This window comes from Njordella aestuarii (assembly GCF_056494165.1).
Window position 1 is genome coordinate 1,380,134 of sequence record NZ_CM151397.1, and the last position, 25,366, is coordinate 1,405,499.

Annotated in this window: 17 protein-coding genes and 1 riboswitch; of the genes, 11 read left to right on the forward strand and 6 right to left on the reverse strand. The window is 51.3% G+C overall.

Annotated features, from left to right (window positions below; genetic code table 11):
- Positions 1–370 precede the first annotated feature (370 nt).
- The 6 genes from SH451x_RS05350 to SH451x_RS05375 all read left to right on the forward strand — a co-directional run bounded on the left by SH451x_RS05350 (position 371) and on the right by SH451x_RS05375 (position 11,380).
- Positions 371–4,564, forward strand: a complete 4,194-nt coding sequence (locus tag SH451x_RS05350; protein ID WP_479361412.1) for a DUF2135 domain-containing protein — start codon at positions 371–373, stop codon at positions 4,562–4,564.
- Between the two features lie 227 nt (positions 4,565–4,791).
- Positions 4,792–6,123 carry an adenylosuccinate synthase gene (locus SH451x_RS05355; RefSeq protein ID WP_479361413.1) on the forward strand — a complete coding sequence of 444 codons (1,332 nt, stop codon included), beginning with the start codon at positions 4,792–4,794 and terminating at the stop codon, positions 6,121–6,123.
- Between the two features lie 15 nt (positions 6,124–6,138).
- Complete coding sequence (uppS, locus tag SH451x_RS05360; RefSeq protein WP_479361414.1) at positions 6,139–6,861, forward strand: undecaprenyl pyrophosphate synthase; 723 nt, start codon at positions 6,139–6,141, stop codon at positions 6,859–6,861.
- Positions 6,862–6,893: 32 nt separating this feature from the next.
- On the forward strand, positions 6,894–7,817 hold the full coding sequence (locus tag SH451x_RS05365) for a phosphatidate cytidylyltransferase (RefSeq protein ID WP_479361415.1): 924 nt from the start codon (positions 6,894–6,896) through the stop codon (positions 7,815–7,817).
- 165 nt (positions 7,818–7,982) lie between these two features.
- The gene (locus tag SH451x_RS05370) at positions 7,983–8,972 is read left to right on the forward strand and encodes a PhoH family protein (protein WP_479361416.1); all 990 of its coding nucleotides are present in this window, start codon (positions 7,983–7,985) and stop codon (positions 8,970–8,972) included.
- 29 nt (positions 8,973–9,001) lie between these two features.
- Positions 9,002–11,380 carry an HD family phosphohydrolase gene (locus SH451x_RS05375; RefSeq protein WP_479361417.1) on the forward strand — a complete coding sequence of 793 codons (2,379 nt, stop codon included), beginning with the start codon at positions 9,002–9,004 and terminating at the stop codon, positions 11,378–11,380.
- A 140-nt stretch (positions 11,381–11,520) separates the two neighbouring features.
- Here SH451x_RS05375 and SH451x_RS05380 read toward each other — a convergent pair whose 3' ends face one another.
- Together SH451x_RS05380 and SH451x_RS05385 are read right to left on the reverse strand one after the other, a co-directional pair.
- Positions 11,521–12,600 carry a BON domain-containing protein gene (locus SH451x_RS05380; protein WP_479361418.1) on the reverse strand — a complete coding sequence of 360 codons (1,080 nt, stop codon included), beginning with the start codon at positions 12,598–12,600 and terminating at the stop codon, positions 11,521–11,523.
- 297 nt (positions 12,601–12,897) lie between these two features.
- Positions 12,898–14,349: a tRNA modification GTPase gene (locus SH451x_RS05385; RefSeq protein WP_479361419.1), complete on the reverse strand. Its 1,452-nt coding sequence runs from the start codon at positions 14,347–14,349 to the stop codon at positions 12,898–12,900.
- A 365-nt stretch (positions 14,350–14,714) separates the two neighbouring features.
- On the opposite strand from SH451x_RS05385, the gene SH451x_RS05390 reads away from it, so the two are divergent.
- Positions 14,715–15,620 carry a methyltransferase domain-containing protein gene (locus SH451x_RS05390; protein ID WP_479361420.1) on the forward strand — a complete coding sequence of 302 codons (906 nt, stop codon included), beginning with the start codon at positions 14,715–14,717 and terminating at the stop codon, positions 15,618–15,620.
- Positions 15,621–15,879: 259 nt separating this feature from the next.
- On the opposite strand, the gene pyk is transcribed toward SH451x_RS05390, so the two are convergent.
- Both pyk and SH451x_RS05400 read right to left on the reverse strand, forming a co-directional pair.
- Complete coding sequence (gene pyk, locus SH451x_RS05395; protein WP_479361421.1) at positions 15,880–17,346, reverse strand: pyruvate kinase; 1,467 nt, start codon at positions 17,344–17,346, stop codon at positions 15,880–15,882.
- Positions 17,347–17,614: 268 nt separating this feature from the next.
- Complete coding sequence (locus SH451x_RS05400) at positions 17,615–18,118, reverse strand: hypothetical protein (RefSeq protein ID WP_479361422.1); 504 nt, start codon at positions 18,116–18,118, stop codon at positions 17,615–17,617.
- A 311-nt stretch (positions 18,119–18,429) separates the two neighbouring features.
- Between SH451x_RS05400 and SH451x_RS05405 the strand changes: the two genes are divergently transcribed.
- The 4 genes from SH451x_RS05405 (at position 18,430) to SH451x_RS05420 (ending at position 21,909) form a co-directional block, all read left to right on the forward strand.
- Positions 18,430–19,062 carry a hypothetical protein gene (locus SH451x_RS05405; RefSeq protein WP_479361423.1) on the forward strand — a complete coding sequence of 211 codons (633 nt, stop codon included), beginning with the start codon at positions 18,430–18,432 and terminating at the stop codon, positions 19,060–19,062.
- On the forward strand, positions 19,044–20,387 hold the full coding sequence (locus SH451x_RS05410; RefSeq protein WP_479361424.1) for a vacuolar protein sorting-associated family 26 protein: 1,344 nt from the start codon (positions 19,044–19,046) through the stop codon (positions 20,385–20,387). The genes SH451x_RS05405 and SH451x_RS05410 overlap by 19 nt, the downstream gene beginning before the upstream one ends.
- 86 nt (positions 20,388–20,473) lie before the next feature.
- Positions 20,474–20,689: riboswitch (cobalamin riboswitch) on the forward strand.
- Between the two features lie 168 nt (positions 20,690–20,857).
- Positions 20,858–21,685 carry a DUF4465 domain-containing protein gene (locus tag SH451x_RS05415; protein WP_479361425.1) on the forward strand — a complete coding sequence of 276 codons (828 nt, stop codon included), beginning with the start codon at positions 20,858–20,860 and terminating at the stop codon, positions 21,683–21,685.
- Positions 21,685–21,909, forward strand: coding sequence for a DUF1289 domain-containing protein (locus SH451x_RS05420; protein WP_479361426.1), 225 nt, complete (start codon positions 21,685–21,687; stop codon positions 21,907–21,909). Before SH451x_RS05415 ends, SH451x_RS05420 begins: the two co-directional genes overlap by 1 nt.
- Before the next feature lie 134 nt (positions 21,910–22,043).
- Here the strand turns inward: SH451x_RS05420 and SH451x_RS05425 are convergent, their stop codons facing one another.
- Together SH451x_RS05425 and SH451x_RS05430 are read right to left on the reverse strand one after the other, a co-directional pair.
- Entirely contained in the window at positions 22,044–24,257 is a 2,214-nt protein-coding gene (locus SH451x_RS05425) for a glycosyltransferase (protein WP_479361427.1), read from the reverse strand.
- A complete protein-coding gene (locus tag SH451x_RS05430) occupies positions 24,254–25,249 on the reverse strand; it encodes a class I SAM-dependent methyltransferase (RefSeq protein WP_479361428.1) in 996 nt (331 codons plus the stop codon). The genes SH451x_RS05425 and SH451x_RS05430 overlap by 4 nt, the downstream gene beginning before the upstream one ends.
- Between the last annotated feature and the right edge of the window lie 117 nt (positions 25,250–25,366).

The window sequence follows — 25,366 nt, forward strand, 5'->3', positions numbered from 1 at the left end:
TCGAAGTGCCCTGGCCAAAAAATTATTGAATCTATTCTCGAATCCAGCGGCCGGAAGTTATTCGAAGACTCTGCGGCCAGCAGTTTGCTTAATAGTGAATAGGCACATTTTGATGTTGCAAATTGCAACCTCGAAAGCGTGTGTGAGCGGCCCTTGCGGCAGAAGGTCATCCAGACTTGAAGCCTTTTTTGATCGTCGTACGTATCTTACGTAACGGTCCGAAAACGAGCCCAAAAGGGTTGCTCATGCAGGAAAATGTGCCGATTGCCTAGCAGCCGAGCGCATGCGAAGTAAAGTGTAATTAGCAGTCGTAGGCCCGAGCCCAGCGGCTCATGAACGCGAAAAAATCTACCTTGAAGGAGACAATCCTATGTCGCGACCACGTCGTTTGACATACCTAACTTCCTTAGCAATGCTTGGCGTTGCGAGCCCGTTTGCCTTAGCAGCCGACTTTGACATGAAGGCGTCCGCTTCGCGGCTGGCGACTTTTTCGGATGCTACTGGCGAAACGTCTTACGCTTTGAGCATTGCGGCACAGAGTGCTGCGAGCCAGCGAGTGAAGCAACCGGTCATTATTCTTTTCGACACGTCGGCCTCCCAAGTTGGAGCGACGCGCGAAGACGCGCTGGACGTGTTGAAGTTCACGTTGCGTGGGCTGCCCTCGGACGTGTCGGTTGGGCTGATGGCCTGCGACGTAGACACCGTCGACTTGAGTGATGGGCTGCACCTCGCAGATTCGCCAGCCATGCAGGCGGCCATTGCGAAACTTGAAAAGCGTGTGCCTTTGGGAGCAACCAATTTGCCTAAGGCGCTTCGAGCTGCCGGCAAGCAACTGCCCAGCGGTGGTGCGATCGTCTACTTGGGCGATGGCATGACGCGAACTGGTCTGCTGGACGAAAGCGGTTTCCGCAGTCTCGTTGAATCGTTGGTCGCCAGTCGTATTAGTGTAACTTCGATGGGCACTGGAGCTGCGGTTGACGTCGAATCGCTTGCAACTCTGGCCAATCATACTGGCGGAGCGATCTTCATTCGCGAAACGACCAATGGAACACCGCAAGATGTTGGCCAACGTTTGGCAGATACGACTTCGGTACCCGTTTTCTGGCCTGCAAAATCGAATATCGAAGAGCTTGTCGAAGTAGCTCTGCCTGCACAGTTGCCACCAGTGCGTGGTGACCGCGATTCGGTCATTATCGGCAAGATGGATTCTGGCAAGCAACCAGGTACGTTAAAGGTCGAAGGTCACTTCGATGGCAAAGATGTCAAGCTTGAGTGGAACCTGAAGGCCGAGAAATCGAACCCAGACATGGCTTTCTTGCAAAAGCTAGTCAGTGAAGTTGAAGGTAATGGTGGTCTTACCTTACCAACGGCTGGTTCTGAGGGCTTGCGTGAAGTTGCGAACATGTTCAGTGTCGCTTCGGTCAGCATGGTCCAAGACGCCCAGTTTGCTTTGCAACGTGGTGATGTTGAAGGCGCACGTTCGATTGCTGAAGAAGCTTTGCGTCGCGATCCTAACAATCTAGAAGCCAAGAATATCCTCAGTGCCATTGAGAAAAAGGATGATTCGGCATCGGTTCAACGCAAAGTCAAAGTGAAGCTAGTTGCTTTCCAAGACGACAATCCGTTTGGATCTGAGCTTGGCGGCGATTCGACTGATTCGCTTTTCGGCGATACTCCCGCAGAAGCCGAAATGCCTGCAGGTGATGACGCCGAAACACCATTTGGCGGCTTTGATTCGGATGTGACTCCGCCAGCACCAGCGGAAGCAGAAGTCGACAGCGATCTGGGCTTGGATGTTCCAGCCGCTCCGCTTGTTAATCCAGTTCCCTCGCTTCCTCGTAGTCAGTCTGCTCCCGCATACAGCGAACCACCAATGTTGGGTGGTAGCGAACTTGCCCTTGGTGGTGATTTGTTAGCCGACGAAGTTGGTCGCCGTCAGTTGCGAGCAGAAGGCCTCGAAGCGGAAGTGAATTCGCAGCTTCGCCAAGCACGTAACTCGATCTCTCGGGATCCAGAAGGCACCAAGATTGCCCTCAAGCTCTTGCTCAGCGAAGTTGTTCGCTCGCCAGACCTTGATCCAGGCAAACGAGCACAGTTAGAGGCGCGTATTGCGTCTGACATCCAAGAAGCCGCTAGGAGAGAAGCTGTTGTTCGTGAACAGCTAGCGACTGCCGAATCGGCGACAGCCCAAGCCGCTCAATCGCAGCGACTTCTGGCCGAACAAGCTCGGACCGAAGCTTCTATCCAACAATTGGTTGAGCGTTTCAATGCGTTGATCGATCAACAGCAGTATGTCAAAGCGAATCAAGAGATCGCTCCGATCGTCAACGACCTTGCCAAGCGTACGGTAATTTCGGTTGTTACAGAAACCAAGTCGAGTATCGAGTCGAACTACAACTTGATCTACGACGTGATCTATGCAAAACGTCGTGGTTTTGTTGACGTTCTTTACCAAAACGAAATCGCTTCGATTCCAATTTCAGACGAACCACCAGTTTTGTATCCACCTTCGGACGTGTGGCGACGGTTGTCGGCTCGCCGTTTAGAGCGTTATGGTTCGATCGATTTGGCAGGTTCGAATCCATCGGAACAACGAATTTACAGTTCGTTGAGCAGGACTTTTACGCCTGACTTCAATAACGTTCCATTGCGAAGTGCGATCGACGAAATTGCGCAGCAGTTCGATATTCCGATATTGTTTGACGAAGTCGCGTTGGAAGGTGGAGTCTCTTCACCTGACGATCCAATCATCTTGCAAAACGTTCCGGAAATGTCATTGCGTGCGGCGCTGAACCAGATTCTTGGCCAGTTGCAATTGACCTATGTGATCGACAACGAAGTAATGACGATTACGACCGTTGACGAAGGTAATGCTGCGATCATCCGTGTTTATCCTGTCGGTGACCTCGTCGTGCCAGTGATGTCTGGTGGCGGTATGGGCGGCGGCATGATGGGCGGCGGTATGGGCGGCGGCATGGGCGGCGGCGGCATGGGCGGCGGCATGGGTGGCGGTATGGGCGGCGGCGGCATGGGTGGCATGGGCGGTGGTGGTGGCGGAATGTTCGATGTAAATGACGTTCCAGCAAAACCACAAGCAGCCTCGTCTGTGCAGGCTCAGGCTCTACCGGCAAAGCCAGTTGCGGTTCTGGAGAAGAATCTTGTCGTCAAGATGAATGCTTTAATCGATCAACTAGCTGCCGCAGACGAAGCGGGACAAGCAGCGGTCGAAGCGAAGATTGTCAAGCTGATCAATTCGCAACTAAATGCAATTGAGCGTGTTGGTGCAGAAAAGAATTTGGCTGCAGCAAAGCCTCATTTCGAAGAGGTCATTGCGGCACTCAATTCGTCGATCATCCGGGGGTATCCATTGCCTTGGATGTACGAAGCACTAAGCATTTCGATGCAAGCCTGCGACTACTCCAATGCAGACATCTACCGCGTTCTCATGTCCGCGGTTGACTATAGCAACGATATCGAAGACCGATTGCGAATTGCGAAGTATCTGATTTCGCGCGACATGAAGTCAGAAGCATTGTTAGCACTGCGGGATGCTTCAATTCAACAACCGCTTCGTCCTGAGCCGTACCAAATGGCTCTACCCGTTGCTGTTGAATTGCAGGACATCGAGGCGATGCGTTGGACGTGTGTCGGCGTGTTGAGCCAAGCCTGGTCAGCTGAACATTCGCAGCTGACTGAACAGGCCGCTTTGGCCGCTCAAGTTGCATTTGCTACGCTAAACCGTTCAGGTCGAATCGTCGAAGCAAAAGCTTTTGAAGATCATCTGAAGGCCAACGTAACACGTGACATCATTGTCCGCGTGTCTTGGACGGGCGAGGCTGATATCGACCTTAGCGTTCAAGAGCCGACAGGTACGATCTGCTCCGTTGGAAATCCGCGAACAACTGCCGGTGGCGTTTTGTTAGGGGATACATCCAGCTTGGATCAGGCGGGTAACGATGGCTTTAGCGAGACCTACGTTTGTGCGTCAGGATTCGCAGGGCAATACGATATTTTCGTCCAGAAGGTCTGGGGCGAAGTCAGTGGTGGGACTGTTGTTGTCGATATCCTTACCGACTTTGGCACCGAACATGAGCGTCATATCCGTCAGCAAATTCCTGTTTCGGAGAAGAACGCACTGGTTAAGGTAGACGTCAAGAAAGGCCATCGCAAAGACACGGTCGCCAATATCCAGATCGGCAAGACGCAAGCAGACAAGCTCGCTACGGCTCGCGCTGTGTTGGCTCAGCAGTCTTCGTCGGGGGATTCCCAGAACAACGGGAGTGTCGGTGGTTTCAATCCGTTCTTCCCTGGTGGGTTCTTTGGACCAGCTATCAACCCTTTCCGGGGTGTGGTTGGAACGCGGCCGATTATTCAGCAGATCCAAGCCGGTTCGATGCTCTCGTCAAACGCAGTAATTTCTGGCGATCGCCGCTACGTTCGCGTTACCCCGACACCGTTCTTTTCCGCGATTCAGCAGGTTGATACGTTCAACTTCGTCACTGGTAATACAGGTGGTGGCACCGGTGGTGGTACTGGTGGTGGCACCGGTGGAACAGGGCAATAATTTGCATCGTTAAAAGTTGCCATTTTTAAAGGGTCGTCGAGCGAAGAGTGCTGGACGGCCCTTTTTTCGTTGCTTGAGCCGTCTGGCAAGCGTGAAACGCCGCAAAAACCGACAGTGGCTTGACCAGACGTACGGTTCTTCAATAGACTTTCGCTCTTCAATGGCGGCGTCGTCAATGTAAAAGGACGCCGCAGCATCTGCCTCTCAACGGTGAAAGTTCAAAAGTAGTGCCTGCAACCTGTGTTATTGGTCTGCAATGGGGCGACGAAGCTAAGGGAAAGCTTGTCGATCTACTCGCACCTAAAAACGATATCGTCGTCCGCTATCAAGGCGGTGCGAACGCTGGTCATACCGTCGTATCGGGATCTCAAGTCTATAAATTGCACCACGTGCCAAGCGGTATTCTGCACGAACGTGTCATGAATATTATTGCACCAGGCGTGGTAATGGATCCAACGACTTTTATGGGGGAATTGGAAGGCCTTCAGAGCCGTGGAATCGATCCGACAAAGAATTTGCGGATCAGCGAACGCACGCATTTGGTGATGCCGTGGCATATCGTTGAAGATCGCATTTCGAACAGGCAGATGGTCTCCGGCGAGAGCATTGGTTCGACATTGCGGGGTATTGGCCCTTGCTATCGCGACAAAGTTGGCCGAACACACGCGATTCGCCTTGGCGACATTCTTTCGAGTGACATCGAAGAAAAGATTCATTCGGTACTCGAGTTCAAGCAAAAATGGCTGTCGGCTCTTGCCGAAAATGATGAACTCCAAAGTTTGGATGCGAGCAAGATATTAAGCGATGTGAAGCGATGGGCCGAAGCACTTGCTCCGCTTGCCATGGATACGACCAACTACTTGTTGGACGAACTTGATGCGGGTAAGAGTTTATTGATGGAAGGCGCACAAGGTGCCCTGCTGGATATTGACCATGGAACTTTTCCATTCGTTACCAGCAGCAATGCGTCCGGCGTCGGCATCAGTGCTGGCTCCGGTGTTCCAGGCAAATGGTTCAAAGAAGTCATCGGAGTTGCCAAAGCGTACAGCACACGTGTCGGCGGCGGTCCATTCCCAACAGAACTGCATGATGATATTGGGAAGAAGATTCGTGAAATCGGCAAAGAGTTCGGTACGACTACCGGACGACCTCGCCGATGTGGCTGGTTCGACGCCGTCGCCGTTCGCTACACTTCGCGGCTTAGCGGTATCAACACGTTATCGTTGATGATGATGGATGTGCTCGGTTATCTTGATGAAATCAAGATTTGCACCGGTTACGAGATCGAAGGTCAAATCATTAACCGCTTCCCATCCAAAATCGAACAGTTGCGAAATGCCAAGCCCGTGTTTGAAACGTTACCTGGCTGGAACAGCGATGTTAGTGGTGCACGATCGTTAGACGATATGCCACCGGCCGCTATCAGCTATATGCAGCGCGTCGCTGATCTGGTGGGCATCGACATTGGGATCGTATCGATTGGCCCGGATCGCAAGCAAACGATTTTTCTTGAAGAATCGCAGCGGATCAAAGCCAAAAAGATTGTCGCAAAGAAGTAAAGTAGCCATTGCCTCATGTCCAGTTCATCGATTCCAAATCACGTTGCCATCATCATGGATGGAAACGGCCGCTGGGCAGAGCGTCAAGGATTGCCGCGCGTGGAAGGTCACCGTCGCGGTGCTGACGCGGTCCGAGCTGCGATTGAAGGAGCGATCGAATCCGGGGTCAAATACCTAACGCTTTATTGCTTCTCGACAGAAAATTGGAAGCGGCCAAAGGTCGAACTCGACTTTTTGATGCGATTGCTGCAAACCTATCTGCAGAACGAAAGCAAAGAACTCGTCAAACAGTCAATTCGGTTAAATACAATCGGAAGGCTGAATGAACTATCGCCACAGATCCAAAAACAATTGCAGCACGCGATGGCCACTACGGTTGGAGGCGAACGATTGGTTTTGACGTTGGCGATTAACTACGGCGCACGCCAGGAGCTAGTCGATGCATTCCGCAGTATGGCTGCGAAAGTTGCCACTGGCGAGCTGGCCAGCGATCAGATCGACGAAGCGACTATTAGCGATCATCTTTATACACGCGATATCCCCGATCCTGATCTGTTGATTCGAACAAGCGGCGAATTTCGACTAAGCAATTATTTGTTATGGCAATTGAGCTACGCGGAATTTTGTATACTTGATACTCACTGGCCAGAGTTCACCAAGACTGATTTCATCGCCGCCGTGCAAGAGTATGGTGGGCGACAACGGCGATTTGGTGGTCTTAGTCAGCCAGCAACTTAACCGCTTCCTCTTTCCTCAAGTATTGAACGACGTTGTTAGCCAGCCGACTCCTCTCAGCAGCGATTTTGATTTCAAGTGTTCTCGTCTTCGTCTTTGCTGACGCGTACTCGTGGTTAGGTGCATCGCCTGGCACTTTCCTCTTGCCGGTGTACTTCTTTTTAGTATGTGGGACTGCGTATGAATTCGCTCGGTTGGTTTCGTCGCAGCATGAGGTATCGGTAAAGTGGATCGTGGCTGCCTGCCTGATGGCGTGTTGCCTAGCGTCGATGCCAATTTTATATCCCTTGGTCTCTGGCAAGCCTTATCCGAAAGACTGTCCTATTGGAATGGTAGGTTGGTCTGCGATTGCCATCTGTAGTGCGATCGTAGTACTCGCGCTCGAGAGTCTTAAATTTTATGGGACGTACCAGCGCAGCGTCGTCGTGCGTTTTGCGGTAGCCGCCATGATTGTGGCTTACTGCATCGGGTTGTCTCATTTCCTGATCGTGATCAGGCTGTCGCCGGCTGACTATTCTGGGTTGATTTTGATGGTTGGCGTAGTGATCGTGACCAAGATGTCCGACGCAGGGGCCTATTTTACGGGGCGTGCGATCGGAAAGAGACCACTTCACGCAATAATTAGTCCTAAGAAAACTTGGGAAGGTGCAATTGGAGGCGTGGTCGTGGCTGCCGTGGTGGCGTTCATTTACTTCCCTCATGCGTCGGTTGGGATCTTTGGCAGCCCGGCCGCAGCGGCCGTTAAAGTCCCTCTGTGGGGGCCTATTGTTACCGGAGCTGGTATTGCGGTTTTTGGGCTGGTGGGCGACTTGCTCGAATCGGTCTTCAAAAGGTCGGTCCAGGCGAAGGATAGCAGTCGGCTGCTGCCGGGTTTAGGGGGAGTTTGGGACGTTACAGATTCGCTTTTTTTCGCGGTTCCTTTTGCATATCTTGCTGTTCTTGCTGGCTGGATCGTCTAAATTGGTTCGCGACGACCGGAGTTTCCGGAACTGCGAGAGCGATTGGTCGGATTTTCGGATGCTTTTCTGAAAGCGTTGCTTTCCCGCAATCCTAATTCAGGCTAGCCTTTCCAGTTGTATGAGCCAAATATCCTGAGAAGCGTTGCTGATCGGCAGCGATATTGAATGTCTGAAGCGATATTGAGTTTGTCGGATCCAAGCATTGCTCTGCAGTTGTTTGGACCGCAAGACGCGAATCTTCGAGCTGTTCGTAACCAGCTTGGCGTCGCAATCACGCACCGCGGCGGTCAAATCCGTGTTTCCGGCGAAGCAGAAGCCGTGCGGATGGCCACTGACATTCTGGAGCGACTCAAGGACCGAGTCCTGCGAAATTCGCAGATCGGGCCGGAGGAAGTTGCAGAAGTGCTCGGAAACTCCACCAGTCCGCAGAAACGCGAGTATCCGAAGGGCGAGGTAGCCATCGGTTCGGCTGGCAAGCGGATCCGTCCACGCACCGACGGCCAAGCGAAATATGTCGACTCGATCCGCAAGCACGACATGACGTTCTGTATTGGGCCTGCTGGGTGCGGAAAAACCTATTTAGCAGTCGCGACCGCCGTGGAGGCTCTTCGGTCCCGGCAGATCCGTAAGATCGTCTTAGTTCGACCGGCGGTGGAAGCTGGCGAGAGTTTGGGCTTTCTTCCGGGGGACTTGCAGGCGAAACTGAATCCTTATCTTAGGCCGCTTTTGGACGCGATTCACGAAATGGTCGATTTCGACCAGATCAAGTTCTTGATGGAACAAGAGACGATCGAAGTTATACCTTTGGCGTATATGCGCGGCCGAACACTTAATAACGCATTTATCATCTTGGACGAGGCGCAGAACGCGACGGTAAGCCAGATGAAAATGTTTTTGACTCGCATGGGTGAAGGTTCGAAGGTTGTCGTATCGGGGGACGTTACCCAGATCGATTTGCCTGGTGGCTCAACCAGCGGGCTTCGCGACGCAGTTCAACGGCTTCGCGGTATTAAAGGGATAGCATTTGTTAAGCTTGATACGACCGACATCGTACGCCACGCCCTAGTGCAGAGGATTGTAACAGCATACGACGAATCGAACGCAGTTCCACCCAGCGTCGTCTTTGATGGCGACGATCACGAACCAGCAGGATGATTCGCGTGCGGCTTTAACGCGATTGAAACATGTCAAACGCAACCATTAGAACTCGTTCTGAACGGGTCGCAACACTCCAGGTGGACTCGTTTTCATGGGTAGCACTTTGGAATCGCTTAACGCAGCCCTCATCCCTGCTACGCTTTTTGATGGCCGCAGCAGCGATTGCGATTGTTACGGTCGGGCTGCAAGGCTGGAATCCTCCGTTCCCTTATCGCCAAGGCTACGTGCCGGCTCGAGCTATCGTCGCACGCGTACCGTTTGAAGTGCTGGACGAACAGAAAACGGAACAACGCAAAGCGCAAGTCAGCAGCACTGTGTTGTGCTATTACGAGAACAATGTGCAGCCACTGATTCAGCTCAAGAGTGGTATTCGTGAAATTTTGCTCAAGCTCACCTCAGGCGAAGACTATTCGTCGCTTAAGGAAGACCAACGGACAGCGCTCAACAAGTTAATACCACCGCCCAATGGTACCGAATCGTTTACGCCCGATCTATCGCTTCAAGCCATACGCGCAGTACTGGCCGATGATACCAAGATTGGAAAGTTAGACGCGGTACTTAAGAATGTCTTCGACCCAATCGAAGAGACCGGCTTGATCAAGGCCTTGGATCATAGTCTCGAACAAGGCAACCAACGGGCGATTCGTGTTTATGCACCCGGCCGTGAGAAAGAATCGATCGAAGTCGACGTTAAACGTGTTCGAATTGTCGAAGTCGCTCCGGTGATCCACGAGAGTTTGAAACGGGAAATGAAATCCGCCTACGGCAGCTTGGAAGCAGCCACGGTAGCAGAGCTAATCTTTCACTTTATTCAACCGTTGCTTCCTGAAACACTGAAATGGAACATCGATCTTACGCAGGAGGCGCGCGTGGCGCGGATCAAGGAAGTTCCGCCTGTGATGACGCCTTACTATCCATCGGTCACGAATTTAGTTCCAGGCGGAAAGCCGCTCGGTAGCAGCGATATTCAGATTCTTCGCGCTGAATATGACGCGTGGCTAGTACAACAAAGTTGGACGGAGTGTATCATCCGCTTTGTGGCCTTTATCGGGATGCTGGCAGCCATCAGTCTACTTTGCGGACTGTTTATCTATTTCCAGCTTGATCGTTCGCTGCTAACCGATAATCGCAAGCTCATTCGCCTGTTATGCCTTTGTGTCCTATGCATTTTATTGTGCTCTTTTGCGGCGCAGGATCCGTGGCGATCCAAGCGAATTCTGCCGCTGGTGATCGTCGCGATGACGGCCACGATCGCATACGGACGATCGATTACGTTAATCCTGTTGACGACGCTTTCGCTCGCGATTACTCTCGCGCTAGGGATGGACATCGCTGAATTTGTGATTCTGCTTTCTGTATCGGCCGCGAGTACGTTATTGCTCGGGCGTGTACGTGACAGAAATCGATTGCTGTATGTCTCTTGTGGCGCTGCGATCGTCGTCTTTGCTACGACGATTGGAGTGGGCGCCATGGTTGGGCAGGTGAGCGGGATATCTCAAGATCCAGAATCACTATCCATTGTCACTGCCGTGGCCACTGATCCCATTACTAGCACCTTGCCAAGAACATCGCCGTTGATGTTGCAAATCGTCAAGGAAGCAAGCTGGCATGCTATGTTTACGGTGCTAGCGGGCTTGATCATGAACGGCCTGTTGCCATTCATCGAACGCATCTTCGACGTGCAAACCGACTTAAGTCTGTTGCAACTGGGCGATGCAAGTCACCCCTTGCTGCGGCAGCTTGCGCAGCGAGCACCCGGAACCTATAACCATAGCATTACGGTCGCAGCCATTGCCGAGGCAGCCGCCGATAGCATTGGTGCTAACGGGCTGCTTACGCGCGTCGGCGCGTACTTTCACGACATCGGCAAAATGTTCAAGCCGAACTATTTCATCGAGAATCAGGCTCAAGGCGTCAACTGTCACGACGCGCTGCAGCCGGCGATGAGCACGCTGGTGATTATCGCCCACGTCAAAGACGGCGCTGACCTTGCAAGGCAACATCATCTTCCTAAGTCGATGATCGACTTTATCGAACAGCACCACGGAACGACGTTGGTCGAGTACTTTTTTAAGCAAGCGACCAAGAAAAATGAAGAAGCCAACGGCGATACGCAAGTCTCGGAAGCGACCTTTCGTTATCCAGGCCCAAAGCCGCAAACGCTTGAAGCCGCCGTGCTGATGATATCGGATGCGGTTGAAAGTGCTTCACGTACGTTAGTTGAACCAACACCGACACGGCTGCAGAACTTGATCGAAGCGATCGCGATGAAGAAGCTGACCGATGGCCAATTCGACGAATGCGGATTGACTCTGACGCAGTTGAACACGATCAAGATGGCCATCTTAAAGTCATTGACTGCAATTTATCACCACCGCGTCAAATACGACCAACAGTCGGCGTAAGACTATTGACGACTTATGCAATGCTCAATGGCAAACGGCCTCGCGAGTAATTGCTTGAGCAATTGTTAGCGAGGCCGTGCCACAGTTTGTAGCTGCGTTGTCTTTAACAACGCAACGTTGATCTCAAGCGACGATGTGTGTTATCGGCCGCTCTTGTGCGAGAAGTCGAGGTACCAAAGTCCGTCATCCCATTCCAAGGATACTTTGCGCCATCCTAGTGGAACTTGAGGGTATGGATAGAACGGACCGATGTAAGGCCACGCCGACGCACTGTATTGCTTTGGATAAGTTACGGCAGAGTAGTTTGGATACGCTGCATAGCTTGGCCAAGCATAGTTTGGTGCTTGAGGATTGTCGTAGCGTGGTACGCCTGGGCCATAAGATGGTCCGCCCGATATCGGAACTGGACCGCCGCCCATGCCGCCCATTGGAGCACCCATCGGAGCTACGCAGCTTGGGTCGTAACCCATGTCGCCTTGGAAGCTCGTCAGTTGGCTCTGAGCAAACGCTTGCGGAACGCCTGGTTGACCGACAACTGGCATACTGGTTCCAACAACTCGGCTGTCCGATACTTGTTGAACAGGGCTGGTTGGTTGGCCAGGTGTGCTCAAAAGATTGATGTCGTCAACAATCTTAGTTACACCCGTGACGTGCTGGATCGTCGACAAAACAAGTTGCTTTTGTTCTGGCGTCGATACGTAACCACGAGTCCAAACTTCGCCGCGAACTGTCGACACGTCTAGTTCGAAGTTGCGCAAGGCACCTTCGTTCTTGATCGACGCCAGTTGGGCTAAAATCGAATCGGTGATCTTCGCATCATCTGGAGCAACGCTGCGTGCAAGCTCTTGCATCGCAGGTGGCTCAGCCATTTCAGCTTCGCCCGAAGCCGGGATAACGAACGATTCTTCGCTCGCTACAACGGCTGGATTGACGCTCTCGCGAACTTCAATCTCGTTGATAATTTCCACAACACCGGCTGTAGCTCGAGAAGCTTCAACTACGGCGGTTGCTTGTTGTGCGTTAGCGACCTTGCCAGTCAAGGTAACTACGCCATTTTCGACCGCTAGGTCGATGTCAAAGTCTTTCAAGGAACCGTTGGTTTGACGGTCCTTTAAAGTCTGAACGATCGTGTCGGCAATCTCGCGATCACCGGCTTGGGCCGCGATGGGGCTCGCTACGGTTAGCGATGCGATCGCCAAGCCCATAAAGAAACGTCGCATGGAACTCCTCCTACGCTTAAGCTCAAATAGTCCCTATCGCTGCCTACCGATCAATTCGCCAAGAATCGATAAATGGTCAACGAAACATTGGTGGTATTGTTGTGCAAACCACCAAGGCTGTAAGTTGGACGCCGGTCAAGACTAGGAAATTGCCCCCCTAGCTCGCCAAACGTTGGTCTGCATCTTCGCCAGTATTCTTCGGCAAACCGGTAATACTAAAGAAAGCGAATCTTCTGATTTTGACACGCTTTGCAACTGTTCCGATTTTTGGGCTACGCTTATTTTTCCTAGCTTGCCTCATTTGCCAATGCAGAAACGCGAGAAGAGAGCATCGAGGATGTCGTCCGTATAAACCTCTCCAACTACGGTACCTAATTCATGGAGTGAATTTCGAAGTTCAGCGGCGATCAATTCGTCACCACCTGCGTCGTAACGACAGACGTCCAACGCTGCTTGTAAAGAACTGCAAGCTGATTCAATCGCAGCTGCACAGCGAACCAAAGTCATCGGAACGACATCGCTCGCAGCTCCGCTACGACTTAAATACCAAGCGTCGATTGCAAGCACTAGGTCGTCAATGCCCGCTCGAGTGCTTGCGCTGGTACTGTGGACCGAGCTGAATTCTGTCGCGTTCGGTATTAAGTCAACAAGCGGGCCGCGATCGGACTTCGTCCGAATCAGCCAGCATTCGCGCGACGACGAATGATCGTCCAGCGTTTCTTGGATAACTTGAAACGCATGCACAGCTTTGTTGAACGCGTCCGTATCGTCCGAGTTTTCGCAACAGAAGAGGACCAGATCGGACTCGTTCCAGCGTTCTCGCATCATTTGTTGCGCCGCGAGACTGATTTGATTTTGGCCGGCTGAAGAGGAATTCGTCAGGTCTTCGAGAATCGCTTCAAAACCTGCCGTATCGATCAGGTCGACTTCACCAGATCGCAACTGCAATGGGCAGCGAAGGAAATCGCGTGTTGTACCAGCAACATCACTTACGATCGCATGGTTAGACCCAAGCAGCGCATTGGCCAGCGAACTTTTGCCAGCGTTTGGTAAGCCGACAAGCACAATCTTGGGTTTGTTCGCCACATGCCGCCGCGAACCCAGCTTTTGATGGACTTCTTCGAGAATCGCCAGTACGCTCGACAAATTGGCTTCAACTTCATGGCGCGATACGAATTCGATATCTTCATCGACGAAATCTAAACCCGCTTCGAGGTCCGCTAACATGTTGACCAAGGACTTCCGGACGGCAGCTAGCGGCTCTGATAGTCCGCCGGAAAGCTGCCGCAGCGATGTCCGCAACGAAGCTTCACCCGTCGCATGGATGACAGCTAATACTGCTTCACATTGAGTTAGATCAAGACGACCGTTGAGAAACGCGCGATAGGTGAACTCCCCGGGTTGTGCGGGTCGAGTTCCCAACGCACATAGCTTCTCAACGAGCAGTTGCAAGATTATCTGGCTACCGACAACGTTGATTTCAACGGAAGGCTGGCCTGTATAGCTGCGGCTATCAGGCCAAACCAGGAGGCTGCAGGGTACGCTTTGATCTAATCGTTCGAGCTTAACTAGTGCTTCTACACGAGTCGCCTGTTTCAGTTCGAAGATGGCCGATCGTAGTTCATCTGCGAGGAGTTTGGCGCAGCAGGCGACTGCATCTGGTCCGCTGACCCGGATGATCCCGCGCAATGCTGGCGACGATCCACTGGCGATGGCGCAAATCGTATCTCTAACATCCCACTGAGGCATCAGTTGTAAGTCTAAAAAGGCGTGGTCGAATCTTCGTTCCGTGCAAACCAATCGTGGCTTGTTCGCCCGCATTATAGGACAAGTCTTTCCGAACAGAAGCGTCGAAATTCTCGATCCTATTCTCCACCTCGCTTTTCCTGGTTGCCAGATTTTGCCTGCCTTGGGGGCTCCGCCTCCTCAACGGAAAAGCAGATGAGACTACAGTCCAGCAGTTTACTGCTGTAACTCGATTGCCAGAAAAAAGTACATCCTCTTGGACAGCTACATTAGGCGCCAATACTAAACGAGTTATACTCGTTCGTTTCCATGCGCACTTTTAAGGTGTCTCAGAGCTCACGTGCAGCTAATTGAATCCAATGCGATCGATGCCAGTTGTTAAAAATTTATGTCCCGCCTGCGGCCGATCTTCGCAGCACTGCTTTGACATTGGTACCACTGGCGTTTACGAATGTACGCACTGCTGGCATCGGCACTCTGCATTGGAGTTGGCGGCGAATCATGTTGAGGCGAATTATGATGACGACTATTTTTTTGCGGGCGGAGCCGGTTACAGCAATTATTTAGCCAACGAACCTTTGGTCCGTGCGCAGGGGCGCAGGTATGCTCGTGTGGCTGAAAAAGTATTGTCGCAACTGAACCGCATTGATGGACGAGCCGGACAGTTTGAAAAAGATGTCTTCTCTATTGGAGCGGCGGCGGGATTTGAGTTGGCGGGATTTCGCGATGGAGGCTGGAAGACGGCTGGGCTCGAACCGAATGCATCGATGGTCGCACATGCCACAAATCAGTTGAAGCTGGACGTTGTTCAAGGCTACTTGGAAAACTTCGAGCCGACACGTGCTTATCCACTTGTTACAGCGGTCCAGGTGATGGCGCACTTTACAGACGTCCGACGCGCCGCTGAAAAATTCTCACAGCTTGTATGCCCAGGAGGAATACTGTTAATCGAGACGTGGAATTACCGCAGTTGGACGGCGAAATTTTTTGGTAAGAACTGGCACGAGTACAGTCCGCCGACTGTTTTGCAATGGTTTTCTCCCGAGTCACTCGCTAGGCTTCTTTCCGACTTTGGTTTTCGAGAAATTAAGCGTGGGCGCCCCTCAAAGAGGATACTGGGTGAGCACGCTCGCAGTCTCTTAGAGTACAAGCTAAAGAACATTTTTCCCGCTAGAATGTGCAGTAACCTTGTACGATTCATTCCTGCCGGCCTGACAATCCCCTACCCTGCCGAAGACTTGTTCTGGGGAATCTACCGCCGGACTGACAGCTAGGTCAGCATACTGGCGAGCGCCGGAGTGTTTTCAATGCGTGTAGAACGGCAACTTAGCGTACTGAATTGCGCGAATATTTGAAGAAGATCGAAAAGTCACCTTGGCGAGCTAAGAAGCAGGATTGATGAATCATCGTCATGCAGTTGCATACCAGAATACAGACTCAAAAATCCTGAGTCGGTATATTCTGAAAGCAGTGATGGAAGCCGTCTCTTACGAAACAAGAGAGAAATGGTGGTGGGCTATTTCAGCTTTGACACTAAGTTATCTGACGCAGCTGCAAGGTGTCGATGACTTTAGCACTCGCAAGAGCGTTGGTTATGACGACGAGCCACGTTCCGGGCGAACACCAATTTCGCTGCTTTAAATATTCAAGCGCGTTCACTATCGTCGTCTCGGGATCATCGGAAAACTCCATCTGAAATGGCTCGACTCCCCACGGCAACATCATCTGGTGAAATGTCGCATCTATGTCGGTGAATGCAAAAACTGGTACGCCTCGGGCTCTTAGGGCGCCGAGCGTGTAGGCCAAATATCCCGAACGCGTAAAGACGACGATGCCAGAATCACCTAGTTCTTGAGCAAGAACCGCCGCGGATCGCAACATTTTCGACTTGGGGTCTGGAAGGTGTAAGTGTGTGTTTAGCTCCCCTTCCACTGAAGGCTCGATCGAATCGATAATCTTGTTCAAGACGTTAACAGCCTCTAACGGATAGGCGCCAGTCGCTGTCTCGCCTGATAGCATTACTGCATCCGCTTGTTCGCGAATCGCGTTGGAAACATCGGAAATCTCGGCCCGTGTCGGCATCGGAGAAGTTATCATCGATTCCAAAAGCTGCGTTGCGATGATAACAGGTTTCCCCTGAGCTTGGCATTCACGCACTAGCTCCGTTTGCACCAGGGGCAGGCGATGGTATTCGATCTCGATACCAAGGTCACCACGAGCGACCATGACGGCGTCGGCCGCTGCGATAATTTCACGGCTGTTGCGCACGCCAGCTTGGTCTTCGATCTTGGCGATGATCTTTGCCTGTGATCCGACATGCACCAAGAATCTCCGGAGCGTATGGACATCTTCAGCTTCCCGAACAAACGACAAAGCTACAAAGTCGATTCCCGCAGCAGCGCCGGCTCGCAGATCTTCTTCATCTTTTTGAGTAAGTGCTGGAAGTTTGACATGCACTCCAGGCAGGTTAATGTGCCGACGCGAACCTAACGTTCCAGGCGTTACAACTTCCAGTTGAATGGTCGTTTCGTCTTTCGAGAGAACCTTCAGGCGAATCATGCCACTGTCAACTAAGATGTCGTTTCCAACGATGACATCACCAGGCAGTCCAAGGTAATTAACGAGGACGCTTGGTACACTTGTGCTGGGCGAAAGTGCTGCTTCGGTTCGAAACTCAATTTTGTCGCCGCGGTTAAGGATGATCGGCGTTTCAAGTTTGCCTGTCCGAATCTCAGGGCCTTTAACATCCATCATGATCGCGACTTCTCTGCCGATCTGATTGGAAACTTCCCGAATGTGCCAGATGACTTCTGCGACCCAATCATGGGACGCATGAGCCATATTCAGTCGCATGACGTCAACGCCTGCTTCAATCAACTGGGCAAGCGTCGTTTTCGACTCTGTCGTGGGCCCTAAAGTCGCGATAATCTTTGTGTGGCGATAAGTATGAGTCACGCGTCGGCCAATCCTATCAAGAGCTGCAAAGTCGAACCAATTCATAACGCGCGCTTGCTCGCTCCCGAAATTGTTCGTCGGATGGAGCAATTGCGGACTGAAATATAGTCGCGCTCGTGCTTGCGGCAAATGGCAACTAAAGTGTCAGCTGCTATTGGAGTGCTAACAGGCGTTAACAGCGGTTTTAGGTTGACACGCGAGCCCTGAAGAGAGAGTGCCCGCTGGGCCAATTGACTGCAGGCAGTCAGATCTGCTCGCTTGCGTGTCGACGCCAACCGAGCGAGCAGCATACGGTGCCGGAATATGGAAGAGTTCAGCGATACAGCGGCTGAACTTGGTAGGATTCACTCTCTTCGACCGACACGGGAATTGGTACGACGCCACGCGGCACGCGACGGTCTGCAATCCGCAAAACATCGCGCGTATATTGGTGGCAGCTGATGCAGTTCGTAGTTGCCAGCATGTACATATATGCCGCGCCATCTAGGTTCTGGTTCTCGGCTTGCATTTCTAGGCGGATGGCGATGCGTCGAAGTTCGTCGCGGTAATGGGTAGCGACTTGATCTTCGTACGGCTTCCACTGTGCTGAATCGCAGATCTTCTTAAGATCATCGGCGCCTTTGCGTATCATAGAAAAGTCACCGGCCATCAGTCCTTCCACGATCTTTTGGGAGCTCGATAATTTGGCACGCATGAGGACCGAGACTTCATTACTCGCATGCGGGTTCAGCATCGGCGGTTCTTGGGCGGAAGCGAGAAAGCCAACCACCGTTAGAACACAGCTCAGTGCAAGAGTGACAGAAAGGATGTGTCGCATTTTTGGCCTACAATGCAAATGGCAACGTTGTAGAGACTGAATCAGTACGAACGTTGAAAGTCTCAGTGATACCGACTGTAGGAGTTATCGTCACTTTGTCGCTGTTAGTTTGCGAATTACAATAGTTTTGAAACTTTCATTGAAGAATTAGGTTCGATGCACACAATTGCACACCACTTCGATACATTAGTGTGCCGGCTCGTCACATCACATCATTGACGTAGCGTGATGAAAATAGAAAACGATACCAGTCGCGTTAGCTTTTGAAGAAGCGCTTCAGTCCGGCAAGTGTTCCAGATCAATCTAGATTTATGATTAAGTCTCCCTATTATCGCTGGAATCTACGACGCAATCCGTTCGGCGAGCTCACGCGCCAGGAACGTGCTGAACTTGCGGTTGTAGAGCAGCTTGATCGGTACGTTGCAATCGTGCAAAGCCCCAAAGCGGCCTTACAGTTTGTGGGCGATTGTGGGTTTGGAAAGACGTCGCACTTGCTTGCTTTGTTGCGAGAAATCCCCACAGCGAGTTACGTCTACTTTCCTGAGGATGGTCCCAGGCCGTCGCTTCCCCGATCGGATCTGTTGTTGATTGATGAGGCACAACGGATGGGATTCTGGCGATTTTTTCGTATGATTAGGTCCTCGTCACCGATTGTCCTGGGAACGCACGTCGATTTTACGAGATTGCTTTCCTTCGCAGGTTTCAAAGTAACCACTATCGATGTTTGCCAAGAAAAGACTCCTGCGCAACTAGCGGAAATTTTAAATCGTCGGATTCGAGCAAGCCAATTGTCGTCGCGAGAAAGTCGCGTTCGAATTAACGACGCGTTCGCCTCGCACCTATTGTCGCAATTCGGTTCCAATGTGCGAGCGATTGAGTCACATTTGTACACTCAGTTTCACATGTCTGTTATGAAAGGTCTTGTATGGCCGCCTGCAATTTGAGAATCGAGATCAACGATCGCGAGAATGTCTATCGCGGTGGCGACACGGTTTCAGGGAATGTTGTTGTGACATGCGATAGCGATACCAATTGCAAGGAACTTTCGATCACGGCAATGTGGTCAACGCATGGGCGCGGCAACGTTACCAGTGGGGTAAGCGACAGCGTGATCGTTCCCGCGGGGACATGGATGGCAGGTCAAGCATATACATACCCATTCCAACTGAAGATGGCCGTTTGGCCTCCAACGTACTACGGTACGATCTTAAACGTCAGTCATACCGTACGTGCCCAGGCGAAATTGCGATGGAAGTTTGATCCGAAGGTTCAAGAAGAAGTTGTTGTGCATTGCTCGGATGCGCCTGAGAGTTTAAAGCCTGAAGTGAAGCCGACTTCGGCCTTCGCCAAAATTTTTATTGGCCTGTTGGTTGGTGTATTTCTCGTAGCTATGCTGATATGGTTGTTCTTTTTCGGCATTTTCGTGGCGTTGATCGCAGCGATTTGGTGGTTCTTCAGGCATTTTTTGCCCAAGCAACTGTTGGGAAACGTCGTTGCGACATTCGAGCCAGTGCGTGCCAGTGCAGGCGGCTCTTTCCGTGGTAAGTTGGTTTTTGCACCGCGTCGACGATTGACCGTTAACCAAGTCTTCTGCATCGTTTCGTGCAAGGAAGTCTGTTCGTCGGGTAGCGGGAGTAACCGCCGAACACATCGCCACACGGTGTTGGAGGAACGATTTTCCCTTATCGCCGGCCCACAAGAACTGCTCGCGGGAAAAGAACAAGCGTTTGAGTTCGAGTTTCCTTTGCCGGCGAACGCTGCACCATCAATGAAATTGTCAGACAACAATCTCGAGTGGAATGGCCAATTTCGAATCGACATTCCAAAATGGCCAGACTGGGTCAAGTCTATTCCGCTGGTTGTGGTGCCGTCGGTTGATCCACCAGCCGTCGGTGGACATCTCACACAGACTCCGCCGGAGATATTGGCCGAAGACCAGTGGTTTAACGACGTGCTCCAGCAGTTACAAGCGGTTGGTGACGACCCAGAAAAGTTAGATTTAGTCGTCGAAGCTATTCAGTCGGACGAGTTCACGGTTAGTTTGGATGGCATCTACGAGTTGGACGAGGAGGCGGTGCTGATGAAGTCGCATCAAGTAGGGAAGTGGTTTGAGGGCTACAGCGAACGCCGCGATATCAACGTGCAATTGTTTGTGCCTTTGGGGCGACTACCGCCGCCTGAAGACCAGCCTTGGCGGGGAAAAATCAGTATTTTGGGCTACAATTCTGAACATGACATGGTGATCGCGTTGTTGTCTGAGCTGGACTGAACGCAGCGCAATGACGGTTTTCCGAGAGCAGTTCACCGGGGTTTATTCGCCCGAACGTTTGACAGGCGACAGGTGCTCGACTAAATTCTGCACAACGTCCTGAGGTGATGACACGTGGTGAACGTGTTCAAATAACAGGGAATTTGGTGAGAATCCAAGACGGCCCGGCCGCTGTAACTAGACGATGAATCGCACTTTCTGAATGCAGCCATTGTTGCTACCGAGTATTCGGTGTAACGAGAAGGCGATTAAGTGCAGAGGAGTTTAGAAGTCAGAAGACCTACCTCAGTGACGCACGACTGGTACATCCTCCAGGGCGGATGGTCGTGAGTTGATGTTGAAATGCAAATGCTGTGCAAGCTTCGTAAGTGTCTGCGCCCAAAGTGTCGCTTGACCTTGGAGAGCGCTGGTTGGTGTTTCAGCATCGATGCGTTCAAGAACGAACCCGTCAGGTAGGGAGTTTTCTTGCCATGGCTAAATGTCTATCCATGTTTCTTTGCACCACGGCTGCGCTTTTTCAAACAGCTCAACTGCAAGCTTCTGTTATCGTCGATTTCGAAGATGCGGGGCTTGCTCCCAATTCTTTCGAAGCTGGGGCACCCGATTACACATCCAATGGCATCGTATTCAGTCGACAGACGGACCCGATATACGGGACTGACTATGATTGGGCCGTGAGCAACCAAACGGACGTGACTACACCTGGCTACTTGAATAGCTACTCGGCTTACACTTCAACAGGCGGTGGCGGAGTTGGAGGAACGGGAAATTTTGGGATCGCAGCGATTGATGCATTCAATGGAAGCGAGGCCCGTATTAATTTGGGCCAGCAATCGATCGTCGATGGCTTCTTTGTGACGAACACAACATATGCCTATCAAGCCATTGCGAATGGCGATGATGGAAACAATCCGCCATTTCTCAGCGGCCCCTTCGGGCCTGGTGATTTTTTCCGCTTGGACGTCACTGGCTACGATCAAAATGGTGATGTCGCAGGGACGACCAATTTTTATCTGGCAGACTTCCGCGATGGCGGAAGCCTTATAACGCAAGACTGGACATGGGTAGACTTGACGTCGCTCGGTTCTGACGTCTGGGCCCTCGGTTTCGATTTGTACTCGACCGATCGTAGCGACTTTGGCAACAACACGCCAAGCTACTTTGCGATGGACAACTTAACAGTTACCGCCGTGCCGGAACCGTCATCATTGCTCGCTTTATCAACCGTAGCCGCTGCGGGCTTGTATCGACTCCGACGTAAACGAGCCACTGAAGCTGCTCAAAGGATCGTAGTTTAATGGAACTCAGTGGTTTAACGACATCGACGCTATGCCCATCGGCAATTGAAAATTCGGCCAGTGTAGCGTCGCCATGTGTATCACGCTGTGAGCTTAACGCCCGCGACGAGTGTCTAGGCTGCGGTCGTTTGCGCATGGAAATCGCCTATTGGAGTTCATTGAGCAACGCTGAGAAACTTGTTGTGATCGGACGAAGCCAGGGAAGACTTCAAGGTCGCGTGTAGGCCACTAGAACTGCACAATCTCAACCAAATCAGGTTGCAGCTTACTCAATCAAGTTAGCTGCATTGTGTTTAAGGGCCGTCATTCCGCGGCGATCACCGCTACGATTTGCATTAGCGCCAAGATTGCAGACAGCCTAAGCCGCGATCGCGCGATCTTGTGTAAGGTGCTTTTCGAACGTGCGAACGAACTGTTCTAACGAGAAGCGTTGCTCAAATGCCTCTTTCCCTTTCTGGCCCATTGCTATTCGCTTATCGGCATCTTCGATAAGCATAGCAATCGCGTTCCTCAGTGAGCCGGTATCATTCGGCGGGACCATTACGGAGTAGTCATCGTGCAGTACATCTGGAATCCCGCCAGCATTCGTTCCGATGCAAGGCTTTCCGTAACGCATTGCTTCCAAGTAAATCAGCCCGAAAGACTCGTAGACGCTGGGAGCCACGAATAGATCGCACTCCTCATAGAATTCGTTCAAAGTGTCGTTGCTGACTTGCCCGTAAAAACGAACCTGAGCCGATTCGACGAGGTGAGGTTGCTCTTCGTGAAACTTTGCCTTTAACGTTCTTCCATCGACAAGGATGGCATCGTTCCCGACAATTTGGAAATCAACATTTGGAAATTGTTGGACGAGTTCTGGAATACACGCGAGCAAGAGGTGAGCACCTTTGCGTTGCTCAAGTCGCCCTACGAACAGCACTTTAACTCTCGGACTCTGTGACTCTTTCGCGTTTTGTACAGGAACACTGGGAATTCCGAAGGGAATCACAGGAGTGCGGCCAGACAAACTCACGCCGTAACCTTGTTCAACGTCTCGAAGAATACCTGGCGTACTTGAGATGACTTGTTGGCAGTTTTCGAGAATCCATTTCTCGCCCCGGATCATTTTGTTGACATGATGTTCGAGGTAATTTGCATTCTTTTGCCATTCTGGCTTACATGGCACGCTCAGTTGATAGGTCGTGACTAAATAGACAATATTCTCGAATGCAGGACTTGCAACGCACGCAGCGCTTTCCAAGTCCCAGATCGAGGCGATAGTTTTGGATGCCCCGCGAAGTGCTTGGATGCGAATCGCTTCATCGAATACCGTATAAGCGTAATTCTTTATCTGCTCAGGCAAGTCAGGCAACGGCGGATGCTGACGATTTGAGTGAATTGTTTCAGGAATGCGATGAACCCAGACGCCTTCTTCAAAGGTTACGGTGTGCTCGTTTTCGCTTCTTGTAATGACTGAAACTTCATGGCCCTCGTTCGCAAGTCCGACGGCCAAGTTATGCATGAACACTCCCACGCCACCGCAGTTTCGAGGAGGATAGTCTTGAGAAATCAGGATTAAGCGTTCGCGATCGCCTGCTTCTTTACGGGGTTGCATGCGATAAAACGATTCGCCGCCAAAGCCCTCGTCAGCAACCTCCTTATTTGTCAGCGTTCTACCGCTGGGGTGTGCATAGCTATCCGAGATTCCTTCGGAGAAGCCTCGGTTGCCGTCATCAACCAAAGATTGGCGATGATCGTCAGTGATCATACCCTTTCTGAAGAAATGGTCGGCTTGACTATGAATTTGACGACGGACATCGACAGCTTGTGCGAAGAGCTTTTCAGTAGGAGTACCTGGAAGCGCGTGTCGGAAAGCGAAGTACGTCTTGCTGCGTGCTATATAATATAACGACTTCGGTACTTTTCGCTCGTCGCGGAGATGGCTCGCGCAAAAGTTATGATAGACTTCTGCATGCGGGACATGGCGTATCAACCAACCTGCGTCGGCCAATCGAACGCAAACATCGGTTTCGTCTAGAAAGTATGCGTATTCTTCATCAAAGCCACCGATTTCGAGCAATGCTTTTTTTCTGAAAGATGAATTGACGCCAATTAAGGAATAGTACTCAGGCGCACCAGGTCGTTGATCAATTTTAGCGGCTTCGCAATTGTCGAAGAATTTTGCGTCGCCGTTTCGATTACAAACAATATATTTGCACTGGTAGGTCACTCCAGAGGGATCGCGGACGAAACCACCAACAGCTCCGAGCCGATCGTCTGTAAGGTAATGTCGTTCCAGTTGCTGCAACCAATCTACCTCGGGAACTGCGTCGTCATCCAGAAACGCAATAAATTCACCTTGCGCCATCTCGATTCCAATATTGCGAGACTTCGAAATGTTCGTCTCGCTGCAGTTGCCGATTCGCACATAAGGTGCATATCGCTTGAGAATTTCTCCGGTTGAATCGGTTGACGGTCCGTTAACAACGACGACTTCAAAATTGTCATGCCGTTGGAATCGTAAAGACTCTAACGTGTTTCCTAGAGTCCGTTCACGATTGTAAGTATTGATGACGATTGAAAATTTTTTCATGCTGGCTTCCTTGCGCTGATTTCAAGCTCTAGACACAAGCCATTGCGACGGCCTTCATCGACTACTACGATATCTGTAAACCCAGCTTGATCAAGAAGGCTCGCGAGTGATGAGGAATTGAACATAGTGTAGTGGAAGTTTCCTTCATACTCTTGACCACCATAGGTAACCAAGCGAATATCTTCAAACGTCATTCCGCCAGCCGCATAGCTGCGCATCATTGCGGAGCCGTCTGGAACAACAGCGATGAACTTGCCGCCTGGCTGTAGCAACTCAAACCAATACGGCAGTAGATCGTTAACAAGGTTGACTTGCATGAAGTGCTCAAGCAAATGCGATGAATGAATCTCAGCAACCTGCCCTTTTTCAAAAGGCATTGCGTCAATTCTGCTTACGACATCAATACCTGGTAGATCGCGAGAGTCAACATTTACGTAGCCATCTAACGGTTTGTGCCCGCATCCGAGATTCAATTTCAGGCAGCCAGAAGCTAGTTGGCTGGTAACAAGATCCACATTCTTTATAGCAGTCTCAGTTACGACTGTGGTGGTGGCTTCGCCGACAGCAAGTACTTTGCGAAGACGCTGAATTTCTAGCATACTTTCCTGCCGCGAAAACTCCATCCTATCACGGATTTGATGCTGCTCTGCTTCGACCTGCGTTAGCTTGCCGGTCAGCGTTGTGAGCGTTGCGAGTTCGCTTTCGAGTCTACGTATAATCGCATCATGCGATTGAATGCAAGATTCCTGAACGCTAACCTGACCGTCCAGCGAGTTTAGTTTCTGTCGATATTGAACTATCGAAGTCTGCTGTTGAGCTGTGCAACTCTTTAAACCAGAAAGTGCAAAGAGTTGCGATTCGACAATCTGAGAAATCGAGTCAAGCCGCTCATTAGCACTGCTGACTTTGTTTTCAATGAAAGGGCGTGAATTGGGCTTTGGAAACGGGATGTATTTTCCGACGATTGGCGACTTATGGAGTATCCGTCTCACTTCTCGTCTAAGTTTTCTAATTTTTACCATCTTCTTGCCTACTCCATTTTTAACAACAACAAGTCTAAGAATCGTCGAACGTAACGCACTTCGTCTTCAGCGGTAACTATCAAAAAG

Coding starts and splice junctions, on each gene's coding strand:
- uppS (WP_479361414.1), top strand. CDS start 6,139: ATGTCCAGTTCATCGATTCCAAATCACGTTGCCATCATCATGGATGGA.
- SH451x_RS05390 (WP_479361420.1), top strand. CDS start 14,715: ATGCCAGTTGTTAAAAATTTATGTCCCGCCTGCGGCCGATCTTCGCAG.
- SH451x_RS05385 (WP_479361419.1), bottom strand. CDS start 14,349: ATGCCTCAGTGGGATGTTAGAGATACGATTTGCGCCATCGCCAGTGGA.
- pyk (WP_479361421.1), bottom strand. CDS start 17,346: ATGAATTGGTTCGACTTTGCAGCTCTTGATAGGATTGGCCGACGCGTG.
- SH451x_RS05405 (WP_479361423.1), top strand. CDS start 18,430: ATGATTAAGTCTCCCTATTATCGCTGGAATCTACGACGCAATCCGTTC.
- SH451x_RS05420 (WP_479361426.1), top strand. CDS start 21,685: ATGGAACTCAGTGGTTTAACGACATCGACGCTATGCCCATCGGCAATT.
- SH451x_RS05350 (WP_479361412.1), top strand. CDS start 371: ATGTCGCGACCACGTCGTTTGACATACCTAACTTCCTTAGCAATGCTT.
- SH451x_RS05400 (WP_479361422.1), bottom strand. CDS start 18,118: ATGCGACACATCCTTTCTGTCACTCTTGCACTGAGCTGTGTTCTAACG.
- SH451x_RS05380 (WP_479361418.1), bottom strand. CDS start 12,600: ATGCGACGTTTCTTTATGGGCTTGGCGATCGCATCGCTAACCGTAGCG.
- SH451x_RS05410 (WP_479361424.1), top strand. CDS start 19,044: ATGGCCGCCTGCAATTTGAGAATCGAGATCAACGATCGCGAGAATGTC.
- SH451x_RS05425 (WP_479361427.1), bottom strand. CDS start 24,257: ATGAAAAAATTTTCAATCGTCATCAATACTTACAATCGTGAACGGACT.
- SH451x_RS05415 (WP_479361425.1), top strand. CDS start 20,858: ATGGCTAAATGTCTATCCATGTTTCTTTGCACCACGGCTGCGCTTTTT.
- SH451x_RS05375 (WP_479361417.1), top strand. CDS start 9,002: ATGTCAAACGCAACCATTAGAACTCGTTCTGAACGGGTCGCAACACTC.
- SH451x_RS05370 (WP_479361416.1), top strand. CDS start 7,983: ATGTCTGAAGCGATATTGAGTTTGTCGGATCCAAGCATTGCTCTGCAG.